Here is a 23113-nt window from a genome sequence, read left to right as displayed (position 1 = left end):
CCTAGCTGAGGCGCACGCGCGGGTCGATGAACGCGTAGGCGATGTCCACGAGGATGTTCAGGATCAGGATGAAGAAGGCCCCGAACAGCATGGCGCCCATCGTCAGCGGCAGATCCTTGGTCACCGAGGACTCCACGGCGAGCCGTCCGAGGCCTGCCAGGTCGAAGGTGAACTCGGTGACCACACCGCCCGCGAGGAGCGAGCTGAGGTCCATGCCGATGATGGTGACGATCGGGATGAGTGAACCGCGCCAGGCGTAGCGGAAGAACACGTACTTGCGCGACATGCCCTTCGCCCTCGCGGTGCGGACGTGTTCTTCCTGAAGCTGCTCGATCATGGTCGAGCGCGCCATACGCGTGTACTGCGCCGTGAAGATCGTGGCCATCACGACCATGGGAATGAGCAGCCCGATGAACCAGGCGGCCGGATTCTCGGTGAACGGGACGTACTTGGGGTTCTCCATCCAGCCCGTCTGGTAGACGAGGATGCCGAGCACGATCGGGCCGAGCAGGTAGATCTGGAACGAGCTGAGCACGATGGACGCACCGCTGGCGACCTTGTCGACCACGGTGCCGCGCTTCCAGGCGGCCAGCATGCCGGTGCCGAGACCGAACAGAAGGAAGATGATGAGACCGCCGATGGTCAGCGACAGCGTCAGCGGGAAGCGGTCCATGATGGAGTCCCAGACGAAGTCGCCGGTCTTGAAGGAGACACCCAGGCACGGGGCCGAGCAGTGCCCGACGGGGAAGTCCCGGCCGGCCACGATACCGACCATGAAGTCCCAGAACTGTGCGGTGATGGGCTTGTCGAGTCCGAGGTTCTCCCGGATGACGGCGAGGTTCTCCGGCGAGCAGTTCTTGCCGCAGGAGAGGGCGGCGAAGTCCTGGGGAACTGCGTAGAACAGGAAGAACGTGAACGCGCCGATCAAGAACATGATCACGACGGCGCCGATCAACCTGCGGATGAGGAACTGAAGCATGGCGGGCGGCTGCTCTCTTCGGAAGCGGCGGTGCGGTGAGGGGATGGGTGCCCGTGGGGGTGCGCTCCGCCTGGCGCGCACCCCCACGGATCAGCCGTGGCTGTTGCTTACGGCTGCTTCAGGAACAGATCGTCGATGTCGATGTAGCTCGACTCGGTGCTGTACTTGGCACCGCCGATGTTCGAACCGAACAGCTGGATCTGCTTCGAGTAGTACACCGGGGCAGCGGGGTTGATCTCCTCGACGATGCGCTTGTGCGCCTCTTCCCACTTCGCGGCGGCCTCGGTCGGCTCCAGCTTCAGGGCTTCCTTGATCAGCTTGTTGACCTGCGGGTCGTCGATGTGCGAGTAGTTCGGCGAACCGTCGGCGATCTGGTCACCGTCGTAGACCGGGGTCACGACCGTGGACGGGGAAGACCAGTCCTGGCCCCAGCCGGTCATGTAGAGGTCGTACGGGTTGTCGAGCTTGCCGATCTGCTCGTAGAACGTGGCGCGGTCGATCTCCTTGGCCTGGATGTCGAAGCCGATCTTCGCCAGCGCGTCCTTGATGATGACCTGCTGCGCCTGGCCGCGCGGGCTGTTGGAGTACGCGTAGGTGAGCTTGGTGCCCTCCTTGACGCCCGCTTCCTGCAGCAGCTCCTTGGCCTTGGCGATGTCACCGTTGGGCTTCTTGAGCTTGCCGTACGGGTCGTACTTCGGGTCGAAGCCCGGCAGGGTCGGGGCGAACAGACCACCGGCCAGCTCACCGCCGTACTTGCCGCCGTCGGCCTGGATCATGGCCTGGCTCGGGATCGCGTACGTGATGGCGTCGCGGATCTTCTTGTCCTTGATCTTGTCAAGGTTGAAGGTCATCTGCCAGACGTAGGGCTGGTATCCCTTGATGGTGCGCTTGTTGACCGCCGGGGCGGTGACGACGTCCTGGATCTGCGCCGGGTCGACCGAGTCGGTCCACTGGATCGCGTTCTTGGCCTCGCCCTGGTCGGCGATCAGACGCTTGGTCTGGCTGGTCTGGTCGATCGTCGTGGTGAAGTCGTAGCCGTCGACGTACTGGTGGCGTACGGCGTCCGTCTTCGGGTCCCACTGGTCGTTCTTGACCAGCTTCAGCGACTTGCCCGACTTGTACTCGGCGACCTTGTACGGGCCGAGCGCGGCCGGGGCCTTGTCGTACTTCTCCTTCGTGTCCTGCTTCTCGGGCACGATGGAGTAACCGGCCATGGCGAGCGCCTGCGGCAGGTCGGGACGCGGCTGGTCGAAGTGGAAGACGACCGTCTTGTCGTCCGGGGTCTCCAGGACGGAGTCCGGCAGGTGCTTGCCCTTGTACGGACCGTCCGGCAGGGCCTTGCGGTAGCCGGCACCGGAGAGCCAGGTCTGGACGAAGGTCGGACCGTCGAAGATGACCTTCGCGTACTGGCGCTCGATGGTGTGGCGGACGTCCTTGGACGTGATGACGTTGCCGTCCTCGTCCTTGATGCCGTCCTTGAGCTTGTACGTCCAGGTCTTGCCGCCGTCGGAGGACTGGCCGGAGTCGGTGGCGATGTCACCGACGACGGTCAGGTTGCCGTTCTCGTCCTCCTGGTAGTTCGTCAGGCCGCGGTGCACCAGGTTGGCGAACTGTCCGGCGTCGCTGACGTAGATCTGCCCCGGGTCCATGTGGGACATGTCCGACTGCATGTAGGCGTTGATGGTGCCGCCGGACTTGGCTCCGGGAACGGGCGCGGCGGGGCCGGTGGAGGCCTTGGCGTCGCCGTACTCGACGGGCTTGGACTGCGCTGCCGCGTCCTCCTTGGACTTGGACTGGTCCTTGCCCTCCTTGCCGCTGTTGCTGGAGCAGCCGGTGAGCGCGAGCGAGCCGGCCACCGCGGCGATGGCGATGGCTCTCACTGAGCGCGATCGGATGGGCTTCATGATGCGGTTGCACCTACCTGTCGGTCGTTATCCAGAAGTGCTGCCTGGCCATCCGGTTGCCCGGCGTCAGGGGAGGCAGCCACCCCCCTGCTCATGGACGTCACCGTCCGGTCTTCGGGTCGAACGCGTCTCGGACGGAGTCACCGAGAAGGTTGAAGGCGAGGATGAAGATCACCAGAGCCACACCCGGGAAGAACAGGAACGCGGGGTCCTGCTCGTAGATGTCGGCACCGATGGCGAACATCCGGCCCCAGTCGGGAGTCGGCTCGACGAAGCCGACACCGACGAACGAGAGAAACGCGATGTTCAGGATGGAGCTGGGCAGCGTGTACGTGGCCTGCACCAGGATCGGGGTGACCACGTTCGGGAGGATCTCCTTACGGACGATCCGCCACCGCGAGGCCCCCGAGACCTTGGCCGCCTCGACGAACTCCCGCTCACGCAGGGAGAGCACCGAGCCGCGGACGAGCCGGGCCAGGCTCATCCAGCCGAGGAACCACATCACCAGAATGATCGCTGTCGCCCGCAGGTAGGTGGGGGTCTCATCCGTCGGCGACACGAACATCGCGGTGACGATCGGCATGAAGGCGATGAAGAACAGCTGGTTCGGGAACGACAGGAAGAAGTCCGTGACCCGGCCCAGCCAGTAGTCGACCTTGCCACCGAAGTAGCCGCTGACCAGGCCGATGAGGACACCTGTGACGACGCACAGGGTCGTCAGCAGCACGGCCATGTAGAGCGAGTTGCGGATGCCGTAGAGCAGCATCGTGAACACGTCGCGGCCCAGCTTGGGCTCGACGCCGAACCAGAACTCGCCCGACACACCACCGAACGTTCCGGTGGGCATGGCGAAGTCGTCGAGCAGGAAGGGGTAGTCGGGCTCCTGCGCGTACAGCGTGTACGGGTTCTTGCCGTACAGCGACGAGATCACCGGCGCGAGCGCGGAGATCACGAAGAAGAAAATCACTACCCCGGCCGAGATCATGCCGGTACGGTCACGCCTGAAGCGTTGCCACATCAACTGGCCGGGGGAGCGACCCTCAAGCTTCTTCGGCTTGTCGGCCTCGGTGGTCGAGGCCAGTTCGGGGTCCAAGGCGACCGACGGACCCGAGCCCTCGGCCTTGGTTGGACTGGTCATGTGTGTTCTTCCCCCGGGGGATGGAGAGTTGAGCGCAGCACAGATACCGGCGGGTTCTGTGGTTTGGGGGAACTTTCGCCAAGCGAGTCAACGCGCGTCAAGGGCGGAAGACATAGGGATCTCCCTACCGTCCATATTTTGAGCAAAAATTGCAAAGATTGACACCTAAGCGCGCTTGACAGGCTCCACCAAGACTTCGCGAAACGGACATTCGCGGAGGGTTTTTTGTTTACATGTCCGAAACCTGATCGCGGGATCACCGATATCCGAACAGCGCCTCACAGCCCAGTTACAGCAAAGTCGGCCGAATCCTGCCGGTGCGTGGAGCGCGGGTGCGGAACCCTGGGTGAGCGACGATACGCGCACGGCGAGGGCCCGGTCCCCAGAGTGCGGGAACCGGGTCCTCGGAAACGTCCGGTGAGGGGCGTCAGCCGTGCTTGGCGCGGCTCGCGGCGCGGGCGCGCTCGCGGGCGTCCAGGTTGACCTTGCGGATGCGGACCGCCTCGGGGGTGACCTCGACGCACTCGTCGTCGCGGCAGAACTCCAGGGACTGCTCCAGGGAGAGCTTGCGCGGCGGGACGATCGACTCGGCCACGTCGGCCGTCGAGGACCGCATGTTCGTGAGCTTCTTCTCCTTGGTGATGTTCACGTCCATGTCGTCGGAGCGCGAGTTCTCGCCGACGATCATGCCCTCGTACACCTCGGTGCCCGGCTCGACGAAGAGGACGCCGCGCTCCTGGAGGTTCGTCATCGCGAAGGCGGTGACGGCACCGGAGCGGTCGGCCACCAGCGAGCCGTTGTTACGGGTCTGGAGGGTGCCGAACCAGGGCTCGAAGCCCTCGTGGATCGAGTGGCCGATACCCGTACCGCGGGTCTGGGTCAGGAACTCGGTCCGGAACCCGATGAGGCCGCGCGAGGGCACCACGAACTCCATGCGCACCCAGCCCGAGCCGTGGTTGGACATGTTGTCCATACGGCCCTTGCGGACGCCCATGAGCTGTGTGACGGCGCCCATGTGCTCCTCGGGCACGTCGATCGTCATGCGCTCGACCGGCTCGTACACCTTGCCGTCGACGTCCTTGGTGACGACCTGGGGCTTGCCGATGGTCAGCTCGAAGCCCTCCCGGCGCATGGTCTCGACGAGGATCGCGAGGGCCAGCTCACCACGGCCCTGGACCTCCCAGGCGTCCGGCCGGTCGGTCTCCAGCACGCGGAGGCTGACGTTACCGATCAGCTCGCGGTCGAGGCGGTCCTTGACCTGGCGGGCGGTGACCTTGCGGTCCTTCACGGCCGCCTTCGCGTCGGCGCCCTTACCGGTGCCGCCGCGGCCGACCAGCGGCGAGGTGTTGGTGCCGATGGTCATCGAGATCGCGGGCTCGTCGACCGTGATCAGCGGGAGCGCAATCGGGTTCTCGGTGTCCGCGAGGGTCTCGCCGATCATGATGTCCGGGATACCGGCGACGGCACAGATGTCACCGGGGCCGGCCTTCTCGGCGGGCTTGCGGGTGAGCGCCTCGGTCATCATCAGCTCGCTGATGCGGACGTTGCTGATGGAGCCGTCCCGCTTGATCCAGGCCACCGTCTGGCCCTTGCGCAGCTCGCCCTGCTCGACACGGAGCAGCGCGATACGGCCGAGGAAGTTGTCGGCGTCGAGGTTGGTGACGTGGGCCTGGAGCGGGGCGCCCTCCTCGTACGTCGGCGCCGGGATGTGCTCCAGGATCGTGGAGAAGAACGGCTCCAGGCTGGTGGAGTCGGTCGGGACCGTACCGTCCGCCGGCTTCGTCAGCGAGGCGATGCCGTCACGGCCGCACGCGTAGACGATCGGGAACTCGATCTGGTCCTCGTCCGCGTCCAGGTCGAGGAAGAGGTCGTAGGTCTCGTTGACGACCTCGTCGATCCGGGAGTCCGGGCGGTCCGTCTTGTTGATGCACAGGATGACGGGCAGGCGCTGCTGGAGGGCCTTGCGCAGCACGAAGCGGGTCTGCGGCAGCGGGCCCTCGGAGGCGTCGACGAGGAGGACGACCCCGTCGACCATCGACAGACCGCGCTCGACCTCGCCGCCGAAGTCGGCGTGGCCGGGGGTGTCGATGATGTTGATGGTGATCGGGTCCCCGCCGGCCTTCGGGTGGTACTTCACCGCGGTGTTCTTGGCGAGGATCGTGATGCCCTTCTCACGCTCCAGGTCGTTCGAGTCCATCATGCGGTCGTCGACGGAGTCGAGCTGGTGCGCGGCGAAGGCTCCCGCCTGCTTGAGCATGGCGTCGACGATCGTCGTCTTTCCGTGGTCGACGTGGGCGACGATGGCGACATTGCGGATGTCGTGACGCTGGATGGACGCAGGCATGGTGCGGCGTATCTCCCGGGTTTGTGGACGGCCTCGCGGACTCGTTGTCCCGCGGACCCTGCCGGGCTGGACACGCCACGGCCTCACCCCATGGTACGGGGGCGCTGCCGCTGGGCTTGGCCGGGAGGTGTGGGGGGCCTGTTTTGTGAGGAACTCGACGGTGGGGCGGCCTGTGCGGTCTCGTCTGCCGGGTCTGGGCGTTTTGGCGGCTGCGGGTGCGTTGTGGCTGGTCGCGCAGTTCCCCGCGCCCCTGACTACCTTGGGCGCGCCCGGCGTCTCCACGCGCCGCCACTTTCAGCGCATCCGCAGCCGCCTCCCGCTACGAGTGGCTCTGGGCCGGCTTTTCCGACTTCTTCAAGAAGCCCATGTCCTCGTACACCGGGGTCGCGAAACCGAAAGCTCCCACGTTGGCGAGGTTCGTGCGTGCGGCCACCAGCTGGGGGCGCTGGTAGAGGGGGATCGAGCCGGCGGCGGCCCAGATGCGGGCGTCGGCCTTGCGGATCAGGGAGCGGGACTCCTTCTCGTCGAGCGTGGAGATGGCCTGGTCGAAGAGCTGGTCGACCTGGTCGGTACCGACGCGCGTGTAGTTCTGCTCGATGGTCAGGGAGCCGTCCGCGCCCGGGACGGGCTTGGCGTAGATGGGGCGGGCGTCGGTGGCGGGGTAGGCGGAGGCGGGCCAGGAGTACAGCGCGAGGTCGTACTGGCCGTTCGCGATGTGGTCCTTGAAGTAGCTGGTGTCGGGGACCTTGGTGATCTCCGTGCGGATGCCGACGCGCTCCAGCATCCGCGCGATGCGCCTGCCCACGGCCCGCAGGGACTCGGAGCCGGGCCCGGAGGGCAGTACGAAGCGCAGGCTGAGCGCCTTGCCGTCCTTGGCGAGCGGGCCGGGCGCGGCGGTGCCCTCCGGGGCGTACATGCCCGCGGCGCTGTCCGGTTCCAGCTCCGGCTTGTACCGCTTGCTGTCCCCGGCGAGCTGCCGGGGCTCGCCCTCCTCGTTCGTCTTCCCGCCCTCGGCGTCGTGCGACTTGTTGTCCTCGCCGACGACGTACGTCCCGCCGTCGCCGTCCGGGGAGCCGGTCTCGTCGGAGCTCTCCGAGTCGCCGGACCCCTTCTTCTTGCTCTCGGCTCCGGCCGCCTTCTTGTCCTTCTTGACCGGCCCGCCCGGCACCCACCCGGCGTCGGCGAGCAGGGCCTTCGCCTCCTTGGTGTCCTCGCCGCCGAGGGCGCCGCTGTTGTCGGCGTAGGCCGCCTGGCCGGCGAGGGCGACGTGGCTGCCGACGGGGACGGGGGGCAGTCCGAGCGGCTTCAGGACGACGTCGGCGAGCTGCTTGCGGTTCAGGGCGCGGGCCACGGCACGGCGGACCCGCTCGTCGGTGAGGGGGCCGTCGGCGCCGTTGAGGGCGAGCTGGGTGTACGCGGGCTCCAGTGACTTGCGGACCTCGAAGCCGCGCAGGGCGGACTGCTGCAGGGCGTACTCGGAGATCGCCCGGCCCCGCTTCCGGCGGACGCCGGCCTCCTCCTCGGCGGCCTTGTCGTCGGAGCCGTGCGCCACCGCCCAGGAGCGCAGGGCCCTGGCGGAGGTGAGCCCGGTGGCGGGACCGTGGGCGACGGACGCACCCTTGCGGCCCTCGGTCTCCTTGCTGCCCTCCCGTCCGACGCGGTCGATCCGCCGGGCGTCCTCCGCGTCGACCTCCGCGATGTCGACCTTGCCGTCGGCCAGCGCCTCCGCCCGCTCGTCGCGCGGCACGGCACGCAGCACCAGCTCCTTCAGCTTCGCGGGGCGGCCCCACCAGAGCGGGTTGCGGGCGAGGGTGACCTCGCCGTCCTTGCGGTCGACGGACTTGAGGGCGAAGGGTCCTGCGGTGAGCTTCAGCTTGCGCCGGGTGCCGTCGTTGAAGGCGTCCGGGCTGCTCGTGATCTCCTTCGGGTACAGCGGCGTGAACAGCGACTTCCAGTCGGCGTACGGCTTTTTGAAGGTGACGCGCACCTCCAGGTCGTTGGCCCCGCGCTCGATCTTCTCGATCCGGTCGTACCCGGCGTTGCGGGCCGTCCAGTACGTGGAGTTCTTGCCGGACAGGGCGCGCCACTGGGAGGCGAAGTCGGCGGCGCCGATCTCGCGGCCGTCGCTCCAGACGGCCTGCTGGTGGAGCTTGTAGAGCACGACCTGCTTCGGCTCGCGCTTGACGATCTCGGCGGACTCCAGGTAGTCGGCGTTCCGCTCCGGCCGGCCGTTCGCGTCCAGCCGGTACATCGACGGCAGGACGGCGCCGACGACCCGCGTGGTGGCGGCGTCGGCGTCCGCCTGGAAGACGTTGAGCGTCTCGGGCACGGCGTCCACGGCCCAGCGCAGGGTGCCCCCGTCGGCGATCTGTTTGCGTTCGGCGGGCGCGATGTCCTGCCCGGCGAGGGGTTTGCCGGCCGGGTCCTCCTCGCTGCACGCGGTGAGCACCGGCGCCACGAGCACGCCCGCGGCAAGAAACGCGACCGAGCGCAGCACCGCGCGCGGTCCGACTCGGTCGTCGGCCTTCACTGCAACCTCCGGGTGTCGCCGTAACGCTCCGTCGCTGTCGCCACGGAGAGTAAGGTCGTTTTGATCATATTCGGGGTATATTGGGCGATATGGCGCTGATCACATCGATCAGACGGATGGGCCCCACTGAAGGCGAGAGAGCGCGAGTGGACGCGGCGACACGACGAGAGGCGGAGGCAAGGCCACCCAGGCGGCGCAACGGTCCCCTGTCCGCCGGGGCACGACCGGAGCGCGCGACGGCGCGTTCACCGGGTTGCGACTCGCCAATCCGTGCACATGCCTTCACAGGGGCTTGTGTGACGCGCAACACTCTCAGGCGCATGAACGTTGCCACCCAGGGCCCGAGAGCCCCCGGAAGCGAGGTCACGTCATGTCCGTGCACGATGAACTGACATCGGTCCAGCGCTGTCTCGACGACCTGTTCCGGTCCCTGGGCCGCCTGGAGCAGCATGTCGGCAGCGGCGGGCTGGAGATGCGCCGGGTCCGCGCCGACGCCGACCACCTGCGCGAAAGTGTCGCCCTGCTGCGCGACGCTGCGCCCGGGCTCGGGGAGACCCGCCGTCCCGAGCTCGTCACCATCCCCGACACCCCGTACGACAGCACCCTGTGGACGGACTCGGACGACGAGGGACTCGGCGCCCGCGACCGCCACGCGCCCTGACCCCCGACCGCGAGTGAGCCGAAGGGGCGCGACACAGGCTCAGGCGCCCCGGAGGCGACCCGAGCCCTGAAAAAGGGTTTCGCCCGAGCCCCGACAAGAAGGTGCGTCCTAAGTTGGCCACTGGAACGGAACCTCATCTGAACAGCGGCGGTGTACGCACCGGCACACGCGCCGCGATCGCCGCCCCGCACCTGCGGACCGACCGCTGGTGGCTGGCACCCGCCGCCACCGCGGCCGGACTGCTCGCGTTCATCGTCTACTCGACGTGGCGGGCCTTCGCCGACGCGCACTACTACGCCTCGCCCTATGTCTCGCCCTTCTACTCGCCCTGTCTGGCCGAGCGGTGCGAGCCCATGCCCGGCGGGCCCAACTGGGAGATCTTCGGCAGCTGGTGGGGCATCTCCCCCGCCATCATCATCCTGATCTTCCCGCTGGGCTTCCGGCTGACCTGCTACTACTACCGCAAGGCCTACTACCGCGGGTTCTGGGCGTCACCGCCGGCCTGCGCGGTCGCGGAGCCGCACAAGAAGTACACCGGCGAGACCCGTTTCCCGCTGATCCTGCAGAACATCCACCGGTACTTCTTCTACGCCGCGATCCTCGTCGCCGGGATCCTGACGTACGACACCGTGCTCGCCTTCCGCAACGAGCACCACGAGTGGGGCCACATGGGCCTCGGCACCGTCGTGTTCCTCGTCAACATCGCGCTGATCTGGGCGTACACCATCTCCTGCCACTCGTGCCGGCACATCGTCGGCGGCAGGCTCAAGCACTTCTCCAAGCATCCCGTGCGCTACCGGATGTGGACCTGGGTCGGCAAGCTCAACGCCCGGCACATGCAGCTCGCCTGGGCGTCGCTGGTGAGCGTGGCGGTCGCCGACTTCTACGTCTACCTGGTCGCGTCCGGCGCCTTCGACGATCCGCGATTCTTCTAATGAGTGGGGCCTTGTGATGTCCGTGGTCGACCGGCAGGAGTGGGACGTCGTCGTGGTGGGCGCGGGCGGCGCCGGGCTGCGCGCCGCCATCGAGGCACGCGAGCGGGGCGCCCGTACGGCCGTGATCTGCAAGTCCCTGTTCGGCAAGGCGCACACAGTGATGGCCGAGGGCGGCATCGCGGCGGCGATGGCCAACGTCAACGAGCACGACAACTGGCAGGTCCACTTCCGCGACACCATGCGCGGCGGCAAGTTCCTGAACCAGTGGCGCATGGCCGAGCTGCACGCGCAGGAGGCCCCCGACCGGGTGTGGGAGCTGGAGACGTGGGGCGCCCTCTTCGACCGTACGAAGGACGGCCGGATCTCCCAGCGCAACTTCGGCGGGCACGAGTACCCGCGTCTGGCCCACGTCGGCGACCGCACCGGCCTGGAGCTGATCCGCACCCTCCAGCAGAAGATCGTGTCGCTCCAGCAGGAGGACCACCGGGAGACCGGCGACTACGAGTCACGGCTGAAGGTGTACCAGGAGTGCACGGTCACCCGGATCCTGAAGACTGCGCCTGACAGCGGCTCCGCCGCGGGCCGCCGTGTCTCGGGCGTCTTCGCGTACGACCGCGAGTCGGGACGCTTCTTCGTCCTGGGGGCCCCGTCGGTCGTGATCGCGACCGGCGGTATCGGCAAGTCCTTCAAGGTGACGTCGAACTCGTGGGAGTACACGGGTGACGGGCACGCCCTGGCGCTGCTCGCGGGCGCGCCGCTGCTGAACATGGAGTTCGTGCAGTTCCACCCGACGGGCATGGTCTGGCCGCCGTCGGTGAAGGGCATCCTCGTCACGGAGTCGGTGCGCGGCGACGGCGGTGTGCTGCGCAACTCCGAGGGCAAGCGGTTCATGTTCGACTACATCCCCGACGTCTTCAAGGAGAAGTACGCCGAGTCGGAGGAGGAGGGCGACCGCTGGTACGACGACCCGGACCACAACCGGCGGCCCCCGGAGCTGCTCCCCCGTGACGAGGTGGCGCGGGCGATCAACGCCGAGGTGAAGGCGGGCCGCGGCTCCCCGCACGGCGGAGTCTTCCTGGACGTCTCGACCCGTATGCCCGCGGAGGTCATCCGCCGCCGGCTGCCCTCCATGTACCACCAGTTCAAGGAGCTCGCCGACGTCGACATCACCGCCGAGCCGATGGAGGTCGGCCCGACCTGCCACTACGTGATGGGCGGCATCGCGGTCGACTCGGACACGGCGGCGGCACGTGGCGTGCCCGGCCTGTACGCGGCCGGCGAGGTGGCGGGCGGTATGCACGGCTCCAACCGCCTGGGCGGCAATTCACTCTCCGACCTGCTGGTGTTCGGGCGCCGGGCGGGGTGGCACGCAGCCGAGTACGCGGCCGGGCTGGCGGGCGCACGGCCACCGCTGGACGACGTCCAGGTCGACACGGCGGCCGCGGAGGCGCTACGGCCGTTCTCGGCCGAGGGCCCGGAACCCAGCGAGGAGGCGGGGCGGCCGCCGGAGAACCCGTACACCCTCCACCAGGAGCTCCAGCAGACAATGAACGACCTCGTCGGCATCATCCGCCGCGAGACCGAGATGGAGCAGGCCCTGAAGAAGCTCGCCGATCTGCGGGTACGGGCGCGGCGGGCCGGGGTCGAGGGGCACCGCCAGTACAACCCGGGCTGGCACCTCGCCCTGGACCTGCGGAACATGCTCCTGGTCAGCGAGTGCGTGGCGCGGGCGGCACTGGAGCGCACGGAGTCGCGCGGCGGCCACACACGGGAGGACCACCCGACGATGGACCGCGGGTGGCGCAACATCAACCTCCTGTGCGCGCTCACCGACCCGACGGGCGGGCTGGCGGCCACCGACCCGGTCCGCGGCCAGATCGCCCTCACCCGTGAGACCACCGATCCCATCCGTCCCGACCTGCTCGCCCTCTTCGACAAGGAGGAGCTGGTCAAGTACCTCGCTGAAGAGGAGCTGTTCGAGTGACCAGCTATGAGGCCCGCTTCAAGGTGTGGCGCGGGGACGCGGAAGGCGGCGGCCTGGAGGACTTCAAGGTCGAGGTGAACGACGGCGAGGTGGTCCTCGACATCATCCACCGCCTCCAGGCGACCCAGGCCCCCGACCTGGCCGTCCGCTGGAACTGCAAGGCCGGCAAGTGCGGTTCCTGCTCGGCGGAGATCAACGGACGGCCTCGGCTGATGTGCATGACGCGGATGTCGGTGTTCGACCGCGAGGAGACGATCACGGTCACACCGCTGCGCGCGTTCCCGGTGGTCCGCGACCTGGTGACGGACGTCGGCTTCAACTACACCAAGGCGCGCGAGGTGCCGTCCTTCGTCCCTCCGGAGGGTGTCGGTCCCGGCGAGTACCGGATGATGCAGGAGGACGTGGACCGCTCGCAGGAGTTCCGCAAGTGCATCGAGTGCTTCCTGTGCCAGGACACGTGCCACGTGGTGCGCGACCACGAGGAGAACAAGCCGGCGTTCGCGGGCCCGCGCTTCCTCATGCGCGTCGCCGAGCTGGACATGCACCCGCTCGACGCGGCCGCCGAGTCGGGCCTCGACCGCAAGCGCACCGCCCAGGACGAGCACGGCCTCGGCTACTGCAACATCACCAAGTGCTGCACGGAGGTCTGCCCCGAGGGCATCAAGATCACGGACAACGCCCTGATCCCCCTGAAGGAACGCGCGGTGGACCGCAAGTACGACCCGTTGGTGTGGCTGGGGTCGAAGATCCGGAGGCGGTCGACGTAGCGCCGTCGTGAGCGGGGGCGCCTGTGGGCCAAGGGTGGTGGTGACGGTGCGTTGCAGTGCCGGGCGCGCCCATGCTTTTAAGGGGCGCGGGGAACTGCGCGACCACCCGGCAGACGAGACGCACCCGGCCACACCCCCGGAGGACCCCGGTAGCGAGCCCCCGAAAGGGGCCATACGCTCCCAGATGTGACGTCCACCGGGGACCTGGTACCGCCGTTGGTCGCGCTGGTGACCGCGGCGGTGCTCGCCGCGTACTCGTTCGTACGGCGGACGCGGCGGGCCAGGACGCGTACGACACCGGGCGGCGGCGAGCCGGTCGTGGCGTCGGCGGAACTCGACCGGCAGGCGCGGCGGTTCCTCGTCGAGGCCGACGACTGTGTGCGGACGAGCACCGAGGAGCTCGGGTTCGTCGTGGGGTGGCTGGGCGAGGAGGCCGCGCGGCCCTTCACTCAGGCGCTTCAGGACACGCGGGCCGAGCTGGCGGTGGCGTTCCGGCTGCGGCAGCGGCTCGACGACACCGCCGAGCGGGTGCCCGCCGACGAGAGGCGGGAGGTCCTGAAGCAGACCGTGGCGCGGTGCGTGGAGGCCGGGCGGCGGCTGGACACTCAGGCGCCCGCGTTCGACCAGCTGCGGGCGCTGGAACGGGAACCGGCCGGGGCCCTGGAGTTCGCGGAGGCACGCTTCCGGCAGCTGACCGGCCGGGCGACGGGCGCGAAGGCGGCCTTGAGCGAGCTGCGCGAGCGGTACGGCCCCGCCGCCTGCCTGCCTGTCGCGGGCCACGTCGAACAGGCCGAGGACCGGCTGGTGTTCGCCACGGAGCAGCTGGACCGTGCCCGGAAGGCCGCGGACCGGGGCGACCACGGCCCGGCGGCGGTCCACCTGCGGGCGGCGGAGGGAGCCGTCCACCAGGCGGACGTCTTCGTGACCGGTGTGGACCGGCTGGCCGCCGGGCTGGCAGCGGCCGAGGAGCGACTGCCGACGGTGCTCGCGGAGCTGGAGTCGGCCCTCGTCGAGAGCGGTCTCCCCCAGGACCGTGTCACCGCGGCGACCGTGACGCAGGTACGCCGGAAGGCCGCCGCCGGGCCGTACGACCCTCTCGACGCCCTGCGCCGCCTCGCCGGAGCCGCTGCCGCGCCGGGGAGCTCACTGCCCGGCCGGTACGCCGCCGACCTGCTCGACGGGGCCCTGCTGACGGCCCGGAGCGCGGTGACCGCGGCGATCGGCTTCGTCACGACGCACCGGGGGGCCGTGGGCAGCGAGGCACGGATCCTGCTGGCGGACGCGGAACGGCACTTCGCGCTGGCCCAGGAGAACTCCTCCTTCACCGAGGCCCGGCGCGCCGACCTCCAGGCTCACGAGGCCCAGCGACTGGCCCGGCGGGACGTGCGGTCGTACGGCAATCCGTACGGCGGCCCGTTCGGCGGCGGACTGGCCGGGGCGCTGCTGGGCGGCGTCCTCCTCGGGGAGGCGCCCGGCGACCGGGGCGCGCCGCGGGGGCCGGCCTGTTTCGGCGGGCCCGCGACGCGGGGGCGGAGAAGTACGGGCGGGCCGTTCTGAGCAGCCGCTCCCTCGATCGAGCGGCGGGCGCAACAGGCCCTAGAACAGGCTCAGCAACGCCTCCGCCGGGTCCGTCAGTCCGGACTCGCCGTCCGGGAGCGGCAGTTCGAACCAGACCGTCTTGCCGCGCGGCGTCCGGCGCGAGCCCCAGGCCGCGGAGAGCAGGCCGACCAGCTGGAGCCCCCGGCCGCCCTCGTCGGTGTCCCGCGCCCGGCGCCGGCGCGGTTGCACCAGGCCCGCGTCCCACACCTCGCACACCAGCGTCCGGTCCAGCAGCAGCCGCAGCCGGATCTCGCCCTCGCCGTACCGCAGGGCGTTGGTGACGAGCTCGCTGACCAGCAGCTCGGTCGTGTCGACCAGTGGTTCCAGGTCCCATGCCTGGAGCTGTCCGCGCGCGTACTCACGGGCGCGTCCCACGCTGCGGGGTTCGCGGGCCAGGGTCCAGTCGCCCACGGAGTCGGCGGGCAGGCCCTGCACACGGGCCATCAGCAGGGCGATGTCGTCCTCGCCGTGGTGGGTGTCGAGGGTGTTGAGGACGTGGTCGCAGACGTCCTCCAAGGGCTGGGAAGGGTCGGTGAGGGCACCGACGAACGCCTGGAGGCCCTCGTCCAGCGGGTGGTCTCGGCTCTCGACCAGTCCGTCCGTGTAGAGCGCCAGCAGAGCGCCTTCGGGCAGGTCGACCTCCACCTCTTCGAACGGCTCGCCGCCCACGCCGAGCGGCATGCCCGGCGGCACGTCCAGCATGAGCGCGCTCTCGCCGGGCTCGACCAGCACGGGTGGGAGGTGGCCGGCGTTGGCGAAGGTGCACCTTCTCGTCACCGAGTCGTAGACCACGTACACACAGGTCGCGAGGTACACCTCGGAGAGGTCCTTGTCGCGGGGCTGGCGGGCGGCCGTGCGTGAGGCCTGCTGGATGCCGCCCTGGGTGCCGAGGCCGCGGGCGATCTCGTCCAACGCCGAGAGGACCTCGGCGGGTTCGAGGTCGAGCAGGGCCAGGGTACGGACGGCGGTGCGGAGTTCACCCATGGCGACTGCGGCGCGCAGGCCCCGGCCCATGACATCGCCGACGACCAGCGCGGTGCGGTGACCAGGGAGTTCTATGACGTCGAACCAGTCGCCGCCGACCTCGGTGGCCGCGTTGCCGGGCAGATAGCGGCAGGCGATGTCCAGTCCGGAGGCCTCCGGGTCGCCCGGCGGGAGCAGGGACCGCTGCAGTATCAGGGCCCGTTCGTGCTCGCGGCGGTACAGGCGGGCGTTGTCGATGCAGACCGCGGCGCGCGAGGCCAGCTCCATGGCGAGGGCGCGGTCGCGTTCGCCGAACGGCTCGCTGCCCTTGGTGCGCGAGAACTGGACGAGCCCGACGACCGTGTCGTGCGCGACCATCGGGACGGCGAGAGTGGACTGTATGAGGCCGCCGTCCTCGGCGGGGATGTGCTGCGGCCGGGCCATGCGCAGGGCGTCCGCGCAGGGCGAGTTGAAGGGGTAGTGGTGGACCGCGCCGAGGGCGACGGGGGCCGGGCCGCCCACGAAGGGCGCGTCGGAGACCGCGCTGGCGAAGGCCACCCGGCGCAGTTCGGCGCTGCCGTCGGCGAGTCCGGGCGGGGTCTCGTCGCCCACGAGGAGCCCCTGGTAGAGGTCGACGGTGGCGAGGTCGCAGAAGCCGGGGACGACGACGTCGAGCAGTTCGCGGGCGGTGGTCTCCAGGTCGAGGGAGTTGCCGATGCGGGCGCCGGCGTCGTTCAGGAGGGCGAGATTGCGTCGCGCGGCGGCGGCCTCGCGGGCGGCGGCGCGCCGGGCCGTGACGTCCGTTCCGAGCCAGGCGATGCCGATGGGCCGGCCAGTGCCGCTGTGTACGCGGTAGAGGTTGATGGACCAGTGGCGGCGCTCGTCGGAGCCCGGCACAAAGCCGGTGACGTTCATGTCCGTGATGGACTCGCCGGTCTCAAGGACCCGGCGCAGGGTCGCGGAGACACGCTCGGCCTCGGATGGCGGCAGGTAGTCGTGGACGCCGCGCCCGCGGTGCTCGTCGGGGGGCCCGCCGAAGGTGGAGGCGAACCGCTGGTTTGCGCGCCGTACCCGCATGTCGGTGTCGATCAGCAGGAACGCAAACGGAGATTGGCCGAAAATCGACTGCGAAGCGGCGACGTCGGTCTCGATCGAGCGCAGGGTCCGGACGTCCACCACGATGCACACGGCGGCCCGTTCGCCGTCCTTCGTGGTCGTGGGCATCACATAGACCTCGGCGAGTCCCTCGGTGCCCTCGGCGTCGGGCATCCGAACCGGGATGACTCCGGTCCACTCACGGCCGTCGAGGATCTCGGCCATCTTGCGCTGACCACGTTCGTGCAGATCGGGAGCCACGAAAGCGGCGATGGGATCCATACCGAGGGCCCGTTCGGCGGGGATACCGAAGATGCTCTCGGCGCGCAGGCTCCACTGGTCGACGAGACCGTCGGGGCCGATCGAGAACGAGGCCACCTTGACGTAGTCGTAGAGGGAGCCGGGCGGACTGCTCTGCCACATGGAGTCACCGGGCCCATCACTGGACGCGCCCGCACCGAGACCTTCACCGGGCCGGTCGGCCGACACGCCCGCACCGCGACCGTCACGAGGCCGGCCGGCCGACACGCCCGCGCCACGTCCGTCACCAGACCGGGCGGCCGACACACCCGCAGCGATGCCATCACCAGGTCGCGCACCGGACGCGCCCGGGCAGCGGTCACCGACTCCCGCACCCGGGGTACCGGTGCCGAGGCCCTCGCCGGGCCGGTCCGCCGACTTGCCCGCGCCGCGGCCGTCACCGAGTCGCGCGCCGGACGCGCCCGCACCCAAGCGGTCACCGACTCCTGCACCCGGTGCGCCCGCGCCGGCGCTGCGGCCTTCACCGGGCCGATCGGCCGACACACCCGCGCCGAAGCCTTCGCCGGGCCGGGCGCCAGCTGCCGAGCCCGCGCCCGAGCGGTCGCCGGACCGTTGGTCCGGGACGCCCGCGCCCGGCGCCTCACGCCCGTCACCGGCCGACGCGCCGGTCATTCCGTTACTCGTGGCGGTGGACACGCGGTGGGCTCCGCGGGCGGCGGGCGCGCGGCGGTCCGCGTCACCGGGCGCGTCTTCGGTGGTCCCACCGGGCACACTGTTCGCGCCTGCGGTGCCGATGGTTGTGCCATGGGTGGTGCCGTCGGCAGTACGGGCCGTCGCGCGGCCCGTTGTGCGGCGTACGGCCCCGCGTGGCGTGCCGCCCGCGGCGGAACGGCTCGCGGCCTCACGCCTCGCGCCGTCCGACGGGTCCTCCGACTCCGTGGCCTTCGCTGGTATCTCGCTCACGCGAACCGTCCCCTCCAGCTCACCGCGTCCGGCTTCGGTCACCGGGGGCGGCTGCCCGCAGTATCCAGCACTACGGCGCCGCACGACACGGTGTTCACGATCACAGCACGGTCCCGATGCCTTTTGGACCGGCCCGGCCATACTCCCAGTCTTCTAACCCTGCGGCGGCACCTCGAACCAAGGAGTCCGGGCGGCACCACTGGTTTGAACCGCTCTGCGGCCGTGCGCCCCGGGGAGCCTCCCCCCGCGGAACGTGCATCATCCGGGCACGGCCAGTTCGAACCATACGGTTTTCCCTGCCGTTCCGGGCCGGGTGCCCCAGGCCCGGGAGGACGAGGCCACGAGCTGGAGACCCCGGCCGCCCTCGTCGTCGGGGTGAGGTGCGAGCGTGCGGGGCGGGTCCGGGAGGGAGTCGGAGACCTCGACGAGCAGGACACCCAAGGGGGCGGTGGGGCGGCTGAGGCGCACGCCAATGGGCCCGGTGGCGTGTCGCAGCGCGTTGGTCACCAGCTCGCTCACCAGCAGGGCCGTCACATCGGCGAGGGAATCGAGGCCCCAGCCGCGCAGCCGGTCCCTGACGGCGGCGCGAGCGGCCCGCACGGCACCGGGCTCAGCGGGGAAGGTCCACTCGGCGCAGTCGCCTTCGGTGTCGATCACGCCGATCACTTCCCAGACCAGAAGCGGAGGATGTCCGGTTTCTTGGGGTTAATGAGCACATACCCGATATCGGATACCACCTACCGCGCACAGGGGCGCACTGTGGCACGAACAGCGTAGGAGGCGCACACGCCATGAGCCTCATGCTTCCCGCAAGTCCGTGAGGCACATGCCCTGCCAGGGGACAGGGGGACCCGCGGCACTCGATTGCCGGGATACGCACGGCGCACTCTCGGACACACCCCCTCGCACGCACCCCTGGGCCGAACAGAGCCGGTCCGCCGCGCGCGGAGCGTCACCCCAAGCCGGAGGCCCGGAATATGCCGGGATGCCGGGATGCCGGGATGCCGGGTACACCCTGACACTGGCGCACCTGGTGGCTCCGGTTCCGGCATGCCCGATGCACCGTGGTTCTGGTTCGCCCGGTGCGCCCGCTAGCGCACTCCGGACCCGTCCCTTCCCCATGCCATCCGCGCCGCCTCCATGACCGCCGGGACGTCCTGGTCCAGCCAGTCGACGTCCCAGACCTCGTCGGGAGTCAGCCAGCGCAGCTCGTCGTGGTCCTCAAGGGGCCGGGGGTCGCCGGAGAGGAGGTGCGCGGTCCACACGTGCAGCACGTAGTCGGCCCTCAGGGGCCATTCACCGGGGACACGCTCGGCGGGTTCCGCCTCCACGCCGAGTTCTTCGCGCAGTTCACGTACGAGGGCGTCCTCGGGGGTCTCACCGGGCTCGACCTTGCCGCCGGGCAGTTCCCAGCGTCCGGCCAGTTCGGGCGGGGCGCTGCGGCGCGCGGCGAGCAGGCGTCCGCCGCTCAGCAGGGCGGCTCCCACCACCACGATCGGTTCGGTCATGCGCGGGAGCCTACGGGAGTGGGCCAGGACGCCGGGCGGGAGCCCGTCAGTTACCCCCACTTTGACCGTTCTGCCCGATGCGCTCGACCCAGTAGAGCTGCTTGTGTCCGCGACTGTCGAGGCTGTCCGCGATCTTCTGCGCCTCGGCCCTGGTCGCGTACCTGCCCACGCGGTAGCGATTGCCGTTGTCGTCCTGCCGTATGACGAGCCAAGGGAGAGTGATCGTGCCGTCGTTCATCGCGCCCCTCCACTTCCCGCCCTCGGCTCTCGCCACGCCCCGCCTAAGGAAACCGCAATCCGCATATGCCCGAGCGTACGCCTTACCTTTACTCAGCGAATACGTAATTACACAAAGAGGTACGCAACCAGCCATGGCGGAGGGGGCGCTTCCCGTCGAACGCGCCGTCGACCGCCCCATGCGCGCCCCTTAGCGCTCCCGCGAGCAGCGATCGAGCAGGCGAGAGCTGCAACGGGGTGCGCCGGGCGCGCACGACGGCGCCCCTACGAGAACGGCCAGATTCGAACTGCGGCCCGGACGAGGTCACTTGGCCGAGCCGCGGTGCATGTAGGCCGACCAGGGCCGGGTTCCCCATGTCTCCTCGCCCCCGCCGCCCCTACCCGTCCCATCCCAGGGGCTCCGCCCCTTCGACCCCGGCCGCTGGGGCTGCGCCCCTGGACCCCCGGGCTTCCGGGGCACGGCCCCAGTCCCACCTTTCGGGGCTCCGCCCCGGACCCCGCTTCGGGGGCCGGCCCCCGGACTCCCGCTCCTCAAACGCCGGAGGGGCTGAATGTGCGGGGCGGCTGGAATGCGCGGGCGGGCTCGAATGCGCAGGGCGGGACTGGAATGTGCGGGCGGGCTGGAATGCCCGGGCGGGCTGGAATGCGCAGGGCGGGGCTGGGTTTCTGCCGGCCGGGGCCGGGTGTTTGCCAGCCAGGGCCGGGACCTTCCGGCCGGGAGCTGGGACCCTCCGGCCAGGGCCGGGACCTTCCTGCTGGGGGTTTTCAGCCGAGGCCAGGCACCCCCAGCCCGTCCGGCGTTTGAGGACGAGGCCGTTCAGGCCGACAAGCGGGGGTCTGGGGGCGGCAGCCCCCAGGGAAGGGACGGGGACGGGTAGGGGCGGCGGGGGCGAGGGCGGAACACTCCTGGTCCAGCCACCCGCCCCACCCCGTGCGCCTACTTCACCGGCAAGTGATAAGCCACCCGGTACCGATCCGCCGGGACCACCACATCCGCCGTCTCCACCGGTCGCCCGGACGCGAAGTACGTGCGCTGGATGACGAGGACGACATGCCCGGGGACACCTCCGAGGGCGAGGAGTTCCTCGGCGAGGCCGGGCCGCGCACCGACCTCCTCCGTGACGTTGTCGACGATCACATCAATGGCCGCCATGCGCTCGACGACACCCATCCCGCCGAGCGGCCCTTCCTCGGGCAGCATCACGGGCGTACGACCGGTCACGGCGAGCGGCTCCCACGACGTGGAGAGCATCATCGGCTCCCCCGCGTCCCGGAACACGTACTTCGTGCACATCACACGGTCCCCGGGCTGAATGCACAGCCGCTCGGCCACGGCACCACTCGCCTCGACCTGCTCGCTCTTCGACTCCCACGTCCCGCGCCCGGCGGCGTCGGCCTGCTCCTGCCGGAAGGGCGTGGCCCCGCTGGAAGGCCGGAACCCGGAACGGGCGACCCGCCGGGGCACGGGCCTCTCCCGCACATACGTCCCCGACCCGGAGCGGCCCTCGACGAGCCCCTCGGCCATCAGCACCTTGCGGGCCTCCAGCGCCACCGTGTCCGAAACGCCGTACTCCTCGCGGATACGGGCCTGCGAGGGGAGCCGGGTGTGGGGCGGAAGCGAACCGTCGGCGATCTTCCTGCGGAGATCACCCGCGACGCGCAAGTACGCCGGCTGCTCACCGAAAGTCACTGGCCGCTCCCATCAGGTTGTACAGACAGCTACAGCCTGGCAACCCTGGGTTCAGCCATGCAAGCAAAGGCCTGAGAATCACTCGATGTGATGACAAGGGTCACTGGAGGGCTTTACGCAGGCACTTTCTCCCCACCACACCCGCCTTCACACCTCCTTGGCGTTGTCGCCCCCTCCGCCGGCGTCCCCGCCGCTCTCCTCACCGTACGAAGGCGGGGTCGCGGCCAGGCCCAGAGCCTTGCGGGCCGTGACCGCCGTGGCGCCGTCCACAAGTTCGTAGGCCTTGTCATAGTGCTCGTAGAAGATGTCGGCGTCGGCCGCCCTCGCCGCCTTCTCCCACTCCTCACGCGCCCGCTCCAGGGCGTCCGCGTGGTCGGTCACCGGCCGCTCGGCGTCCCCGGACCACCCGTAGGTGCGCAGCATCGTCGCCTGCTCGTCCAGCCCCTCGGCGACCCGGGTGGCCCACTCCTTGTGGCCCGGCAGATCGTCCTCGACGTACTCGGCGGCGGGCGCGGTGTCGAGGGCGTCGGTGTACGGCACCTCGGCCAGGAGGTAGGTGAGCTGGTCACCCGTCAGCATCGAGTCGTCCTTGCGCAGCGACCCCGTCAGCCCGGTGTTCTCGTCCGTGCTCCCGAACATGCACGTCACCACGCGGTCGCCCGCACTCCAACTCTCCCGGGTCGGCGTGAAGTAGTACACGTCGACGTGCTCCGGGAGGGCCCAGGAGTCCATCGCGTACGCGTCGGCGAAGTCGTAGCACTTCTCGTCGGCGGTTTCGGTCAGCTCGTCGTCGCCGGGGTAATCACCCCCCGGTATCTCGAAGTTGGCGAACACCTCCGCGTCGTGCTCACCGTCGCACGGCACCGTGTCGACGTCGTACGCGTAGCCCTCCAGCGAACCGTTCGGCGCGTCGAAGCACTCACCCTTCTCCACCGAGAAGGTGCTGCCGTTCTCGCGGGCCGCCTCCTCGAAGCCCTCCCAGAAGGCGCGCGCACCGCCCGTGGCGAGGGCGACGGCCATCAGCAAGGCACCGATCGTCGAGAGGACGATCCCCGAGACGGCCATCCCCTTGCCGCGCTCCCCCTTCTTGTTGATCTGCACGAGCCCGACGATCCCGAGCACCAGGCCGACGAGCGGCAGGAAACAGAGGAGTCCGAGCACGAGCGCGGCGATCGCGAAGCCGTTGACGGGCGCGGGGTGGTTGTACGGGGAGTACCCCTGCCCCCAGGGCTGGTAGGGGTGGCCGTACTGCTGCCCGGGACCGGCCGCGTACGGCTGCCCGGGATCCGCGTACGGCTGCCCCGGACCCGGCGGCGGTGGGTACTGCCCCGGAGGTCCCGGAGGCGGCGGGGTCTGGCCCTGGGGCGGCGGGTACGGGCCCTGGGGCTCCTGGGGCTGCTGCGGCCCAGGGGGCGGGGGTATCGCCACGGCTACCGTGCCTCTCGTCCGGGATTCGGGGAACTGACGTACGACTTGGCGCATGGTAAGCGGCGGCGGACGTGGCACGGGAGCTGCCCACCCCCTGGGGCACGGCTCGTCCTCGCGGCGGGCCGGG

The 23113-nt window shown here is 69.9% G+C and carries 16 protein-coding genes; 5 read left to right on the top strand and 11 right to left on the bottom strand.

What is annotated here, in order from left to right; translation table 11 throughout:
- Nucleotide 1 precedes the first annotated feature (1 nt).
- From E0500_RS15425 to E0500_RS15405, 5 genes are all read right to left on the bottom strand, one after another.
- Nucleotides 2-979, bottom strand: coding sequence for an ABC transporter permease (locus tag E0500_RS15425; protein WP_131563963.1), 978 nt, complete (start codon nt 977-979; stop codon nt 2-4).
- A gap of 107 nt (nt 980-1086) precedes the next feature.
- Nucleotides 1087-2883 carry an ABC transporter substrate-binding protein gene (locus E0500_RS15420; RefSeq protein ID WP_131563964.1) on the bottom strand — a complete coding sequence of 599 codons (1797 nt, stop codon included), beginning with the start codon at nt 2881-2883 and terminating at the stop codon, nt 1087-1089.
- A 100-nt stretch (nt 2884-2983) separates the two neighbouring features.
- Nucleotides 2984-4021 carry an ABC transporter permease gene (locus tag E0500_RS15415; protein ID WP_131563965.1) on the bottom strand — a complete coding sequence of 346 codons (1038 nt, stop codon included), beginning with the start codon at nt 4019-4021 and terminating at the stop codon, nt 2984-2986.
- Nucleotides 4022-4448: 427 nt separating this feature from the next.
- The gene (typA, locus tag E0500_RS15410) at nt 4449-6365 is read right to left on the bottom strand and encodes a translational GTPase TypA (RefSeq protein WP_131563966.1); all 1917 of its coding nucleotides are present in this window, start codon (nt 6363-6365) and stop codon (nt 4449-4451) included.
- Between the two features lie 319 nt (nt 6366-6684).
- Nucleotides 6685-8895, bottom strand: a complete 2211-nt coding sequence (locus tag E0500_RS15405; RefSeq protein ID WP_181587012.1) for an ABC transporter family substrate-binding protein — start codon at nt 8893-8895, stop codon at nt 6685-6687.
- Nucleotides 8896-9265: 370 nt separating this feature from the next.
- Here E0500_RS15405 and E0500_RS15400 point away from each other — a divergent pair, with 370 nt between their 5' ends.
- The 5 genes from E0500_RS15400 (at nt 9266) to E0500_RS15380 (ending at nt 14799) form a co-directional block, all read left to right on the top strand.
- On the top strand, nt 9266-9556 hold the full coding sequence (locus E0500_RS15400) for a hypothetical protein (RefSeq protein ID WP_131563968.1): 291 nt from the start codon (nt 9266-9268) through the stop codon (nt 9554-9556).
- A gap of 113 nt (nt 9557-9669) precedes the next feature.
- Nucleotides 9670-10491, top strand: a complete 822-nt coding sequence (locus tag E0500_RS15395; RefSeq protein ID WP_131563969.1) for a hypothetical protein — start codon at nt 9670-9672, stop codon at nt 10489-10491.
- A gap of 16 nt (nt 10492-10507) precedes the next feature.
- Nucleotides 10508-12475, top strand: coding sequence for a fumarate reductase/succinate dehydrogenase flavoprotein subunit (locus tag E0500_RS15390; protein WP_131563970.1), 1968 nt, complete (start codon nt 10508-10510; stop codon nt 12473-12475).
- Nucleotides 12472-13242, top strand: a complete 771-nt coding sequence (locus tag E0500_RS15385) for a succinate dehydrogenase/fumarate reductase iron-sulfur subunit (RefSeq protein ID WP_131563971.1) — start codon at nt 12472-12474, stop codon at nt 13240-13242. The genes E0500_RS15390 and E0500_RS15385 overlap by 4 nt, the downstream gene beginning before the upstream one ends.
- Nucleotides 13243-13428: 186 nt before the next feature.
- Nucleotides 13429-14799 (top strand): hypothetical protein, encoded by a 1371-nt coding sequence (locus tag E0500_RS15380; protein ID WP_131563972.1) that lies wholly within the window; start codon nt 13429-13431, stop codon nt 14797-14799.
- A gap of 39 nt (nt 14800-14838) precedes the next feature.
- Here the strand turns inward: E0500_RS15380 and E0500_RS15375 are convergent, their stop codons facing one another.
- From E0500_RS15375 to E0500_RS15350, 6 genes are all read right to left on the bottom strand, one after another.
- Complete coding sequence (locus tag E0500_RS15375; protein WP_399120204.1) at nt 14839-17388, bottom strand: SpoIIE family protein phosphatase; 2550 nt, start codon at nt 17386-17388, stop codon at nt 14839-14841.
- A gap of 993 nt (nt 17389-18381) precedes the next feature.
- Nucleotides 18382-18789, bottom strand: a complete 408-nt coding sequence (locus tag E0500_RS15370; RefSeq protein WP_131563973.1) for an ATP-binding protein — start codon at nt 18787-18789, stop codon at nt 18382-18384.
- Nucleotides 18790-19214: 425 nt separating this feature from the next.
- A complete protein-coding gene (locus E0500_RS15365; RefSeq protein ID WP_131563974.1) occupies nt 19215-19631 on the bottom strand; it encodes a (deoxy)nucleoside triphosphate pyrophosphohydrolase in 417 nt (138 codons plus the stop codon).
- A 46-nt stretch (nt 19632-19677) separates the two neighbouring features.
- Nucleotides 19678-19869, bottom strand: coding sequence for an SPOR domain-containing protein (locus E0500_RS15360; RefSeq protein WP_131563975.1), 192 nt, complete (start codon nt 19867-19869; stop codon nt 19678-19680).
- Between the two features lie 936 nt (nt 19870-20805).
- Entirely contained in the window at nt 20806-21558 is a 753-nt protein-coding gene (locus tag E0500_RS15355; RefSeq protein ID WP_131561634.1) for a GntR family transcriptional regulator, read from the bottom strand.
- A 147-nt stretch (nt 21559-21705) separates the two neighbouring features.
- Nucleotides 21706-22986: a DUF4190 domain-containing protein gene (locus E0500_RS15350; protein WP_181587011.1), complete on the bottom strand. Its 1281-nt coding sequence runs from the start codon at nt 22984-22986 to the stop codon at nt 21706-21708.
- Nucleotides 22987-23113: the final 127 nt, after the last annotated feature.

Origin of the sequence: Streptomyces sp. KM273126 (genome assembly GCF_004337435.2) — a bacterium.
Taxonomy (GTDB): Bacteria; Actinomycetota; Actinomycetes; order Streptomycetales; family Streptomycetaceae; genus Streptomyces; species Streptomyces acidicola.
The sequence above is the reverse complement of the archived record's forward strand: the minus strand, read 5'-3'. Positions and strand labels throughout refer to the sequence as shown.

What these genes read in the sequence shown, in the direction of transcription:
- E0500_RS15420 (WP_131563964.1), bottom strand. Translation starts at nt 2,883, where the DNA reads ATGAAGCCCATCCGATCGCGCTCAGTGAGAGCCATCGCCATCGCCGCG.
- E0500_RS15415 (WP_131563965.1), bottom strand. Translation starts at nt 4,021, where the DNA reads ATGACCAGTCCAACCAAGGCCGAGGGCTCGGGTCCGTCGGTCGCCTTG.
- typA (WP_131563966.1), bottom strand. Translation starts at nt 6,365, where the DNA reads ATGCCTGCGTCCATCCAGCGTCACGACATCCGCAATGTCGCCATCGTC.
- E0500_RS15425 (WP_131563963.1), bottom strand. Translation starts at nt 979, where the DNA reads ATGCTTCAGTTCCTCATCCGCAGGTTGATCGGCGCCGTCGTGATCATG.
- E0500_RS15360 (WP_131563975.1), bottom strand. Translation starts at nt 19,869, where the DNA reads ATGAACGACGGCACGATCACTCTCCCTTGGCTCGTCATACGGCAGGAC.
- E0500_RS15400 (WP_131563968.1), top strand. Translation starts at nt 9,266, where the DNA reads ATGTCCGTGCACGATGAACTGACATCGGTCCAGCGCTGTCTCGACGAC.
- E0500_RS15390 (WP_131563970.1), top strand. Translation starts at nt 10,508, where the DNA reads ATGTCCGTGGTCGACCGGCAGGAGTGGGACGTCGTCGTGGTGGGCGCG.
- E0500_RS15365 (WP_131563974.1), bottom strand. Translation starts at nt 19,631, where the DNA reads ATGACCGAACCGATCGTGGTGGTGGGAGCCGCCCTGCTGAGCGGCGGA.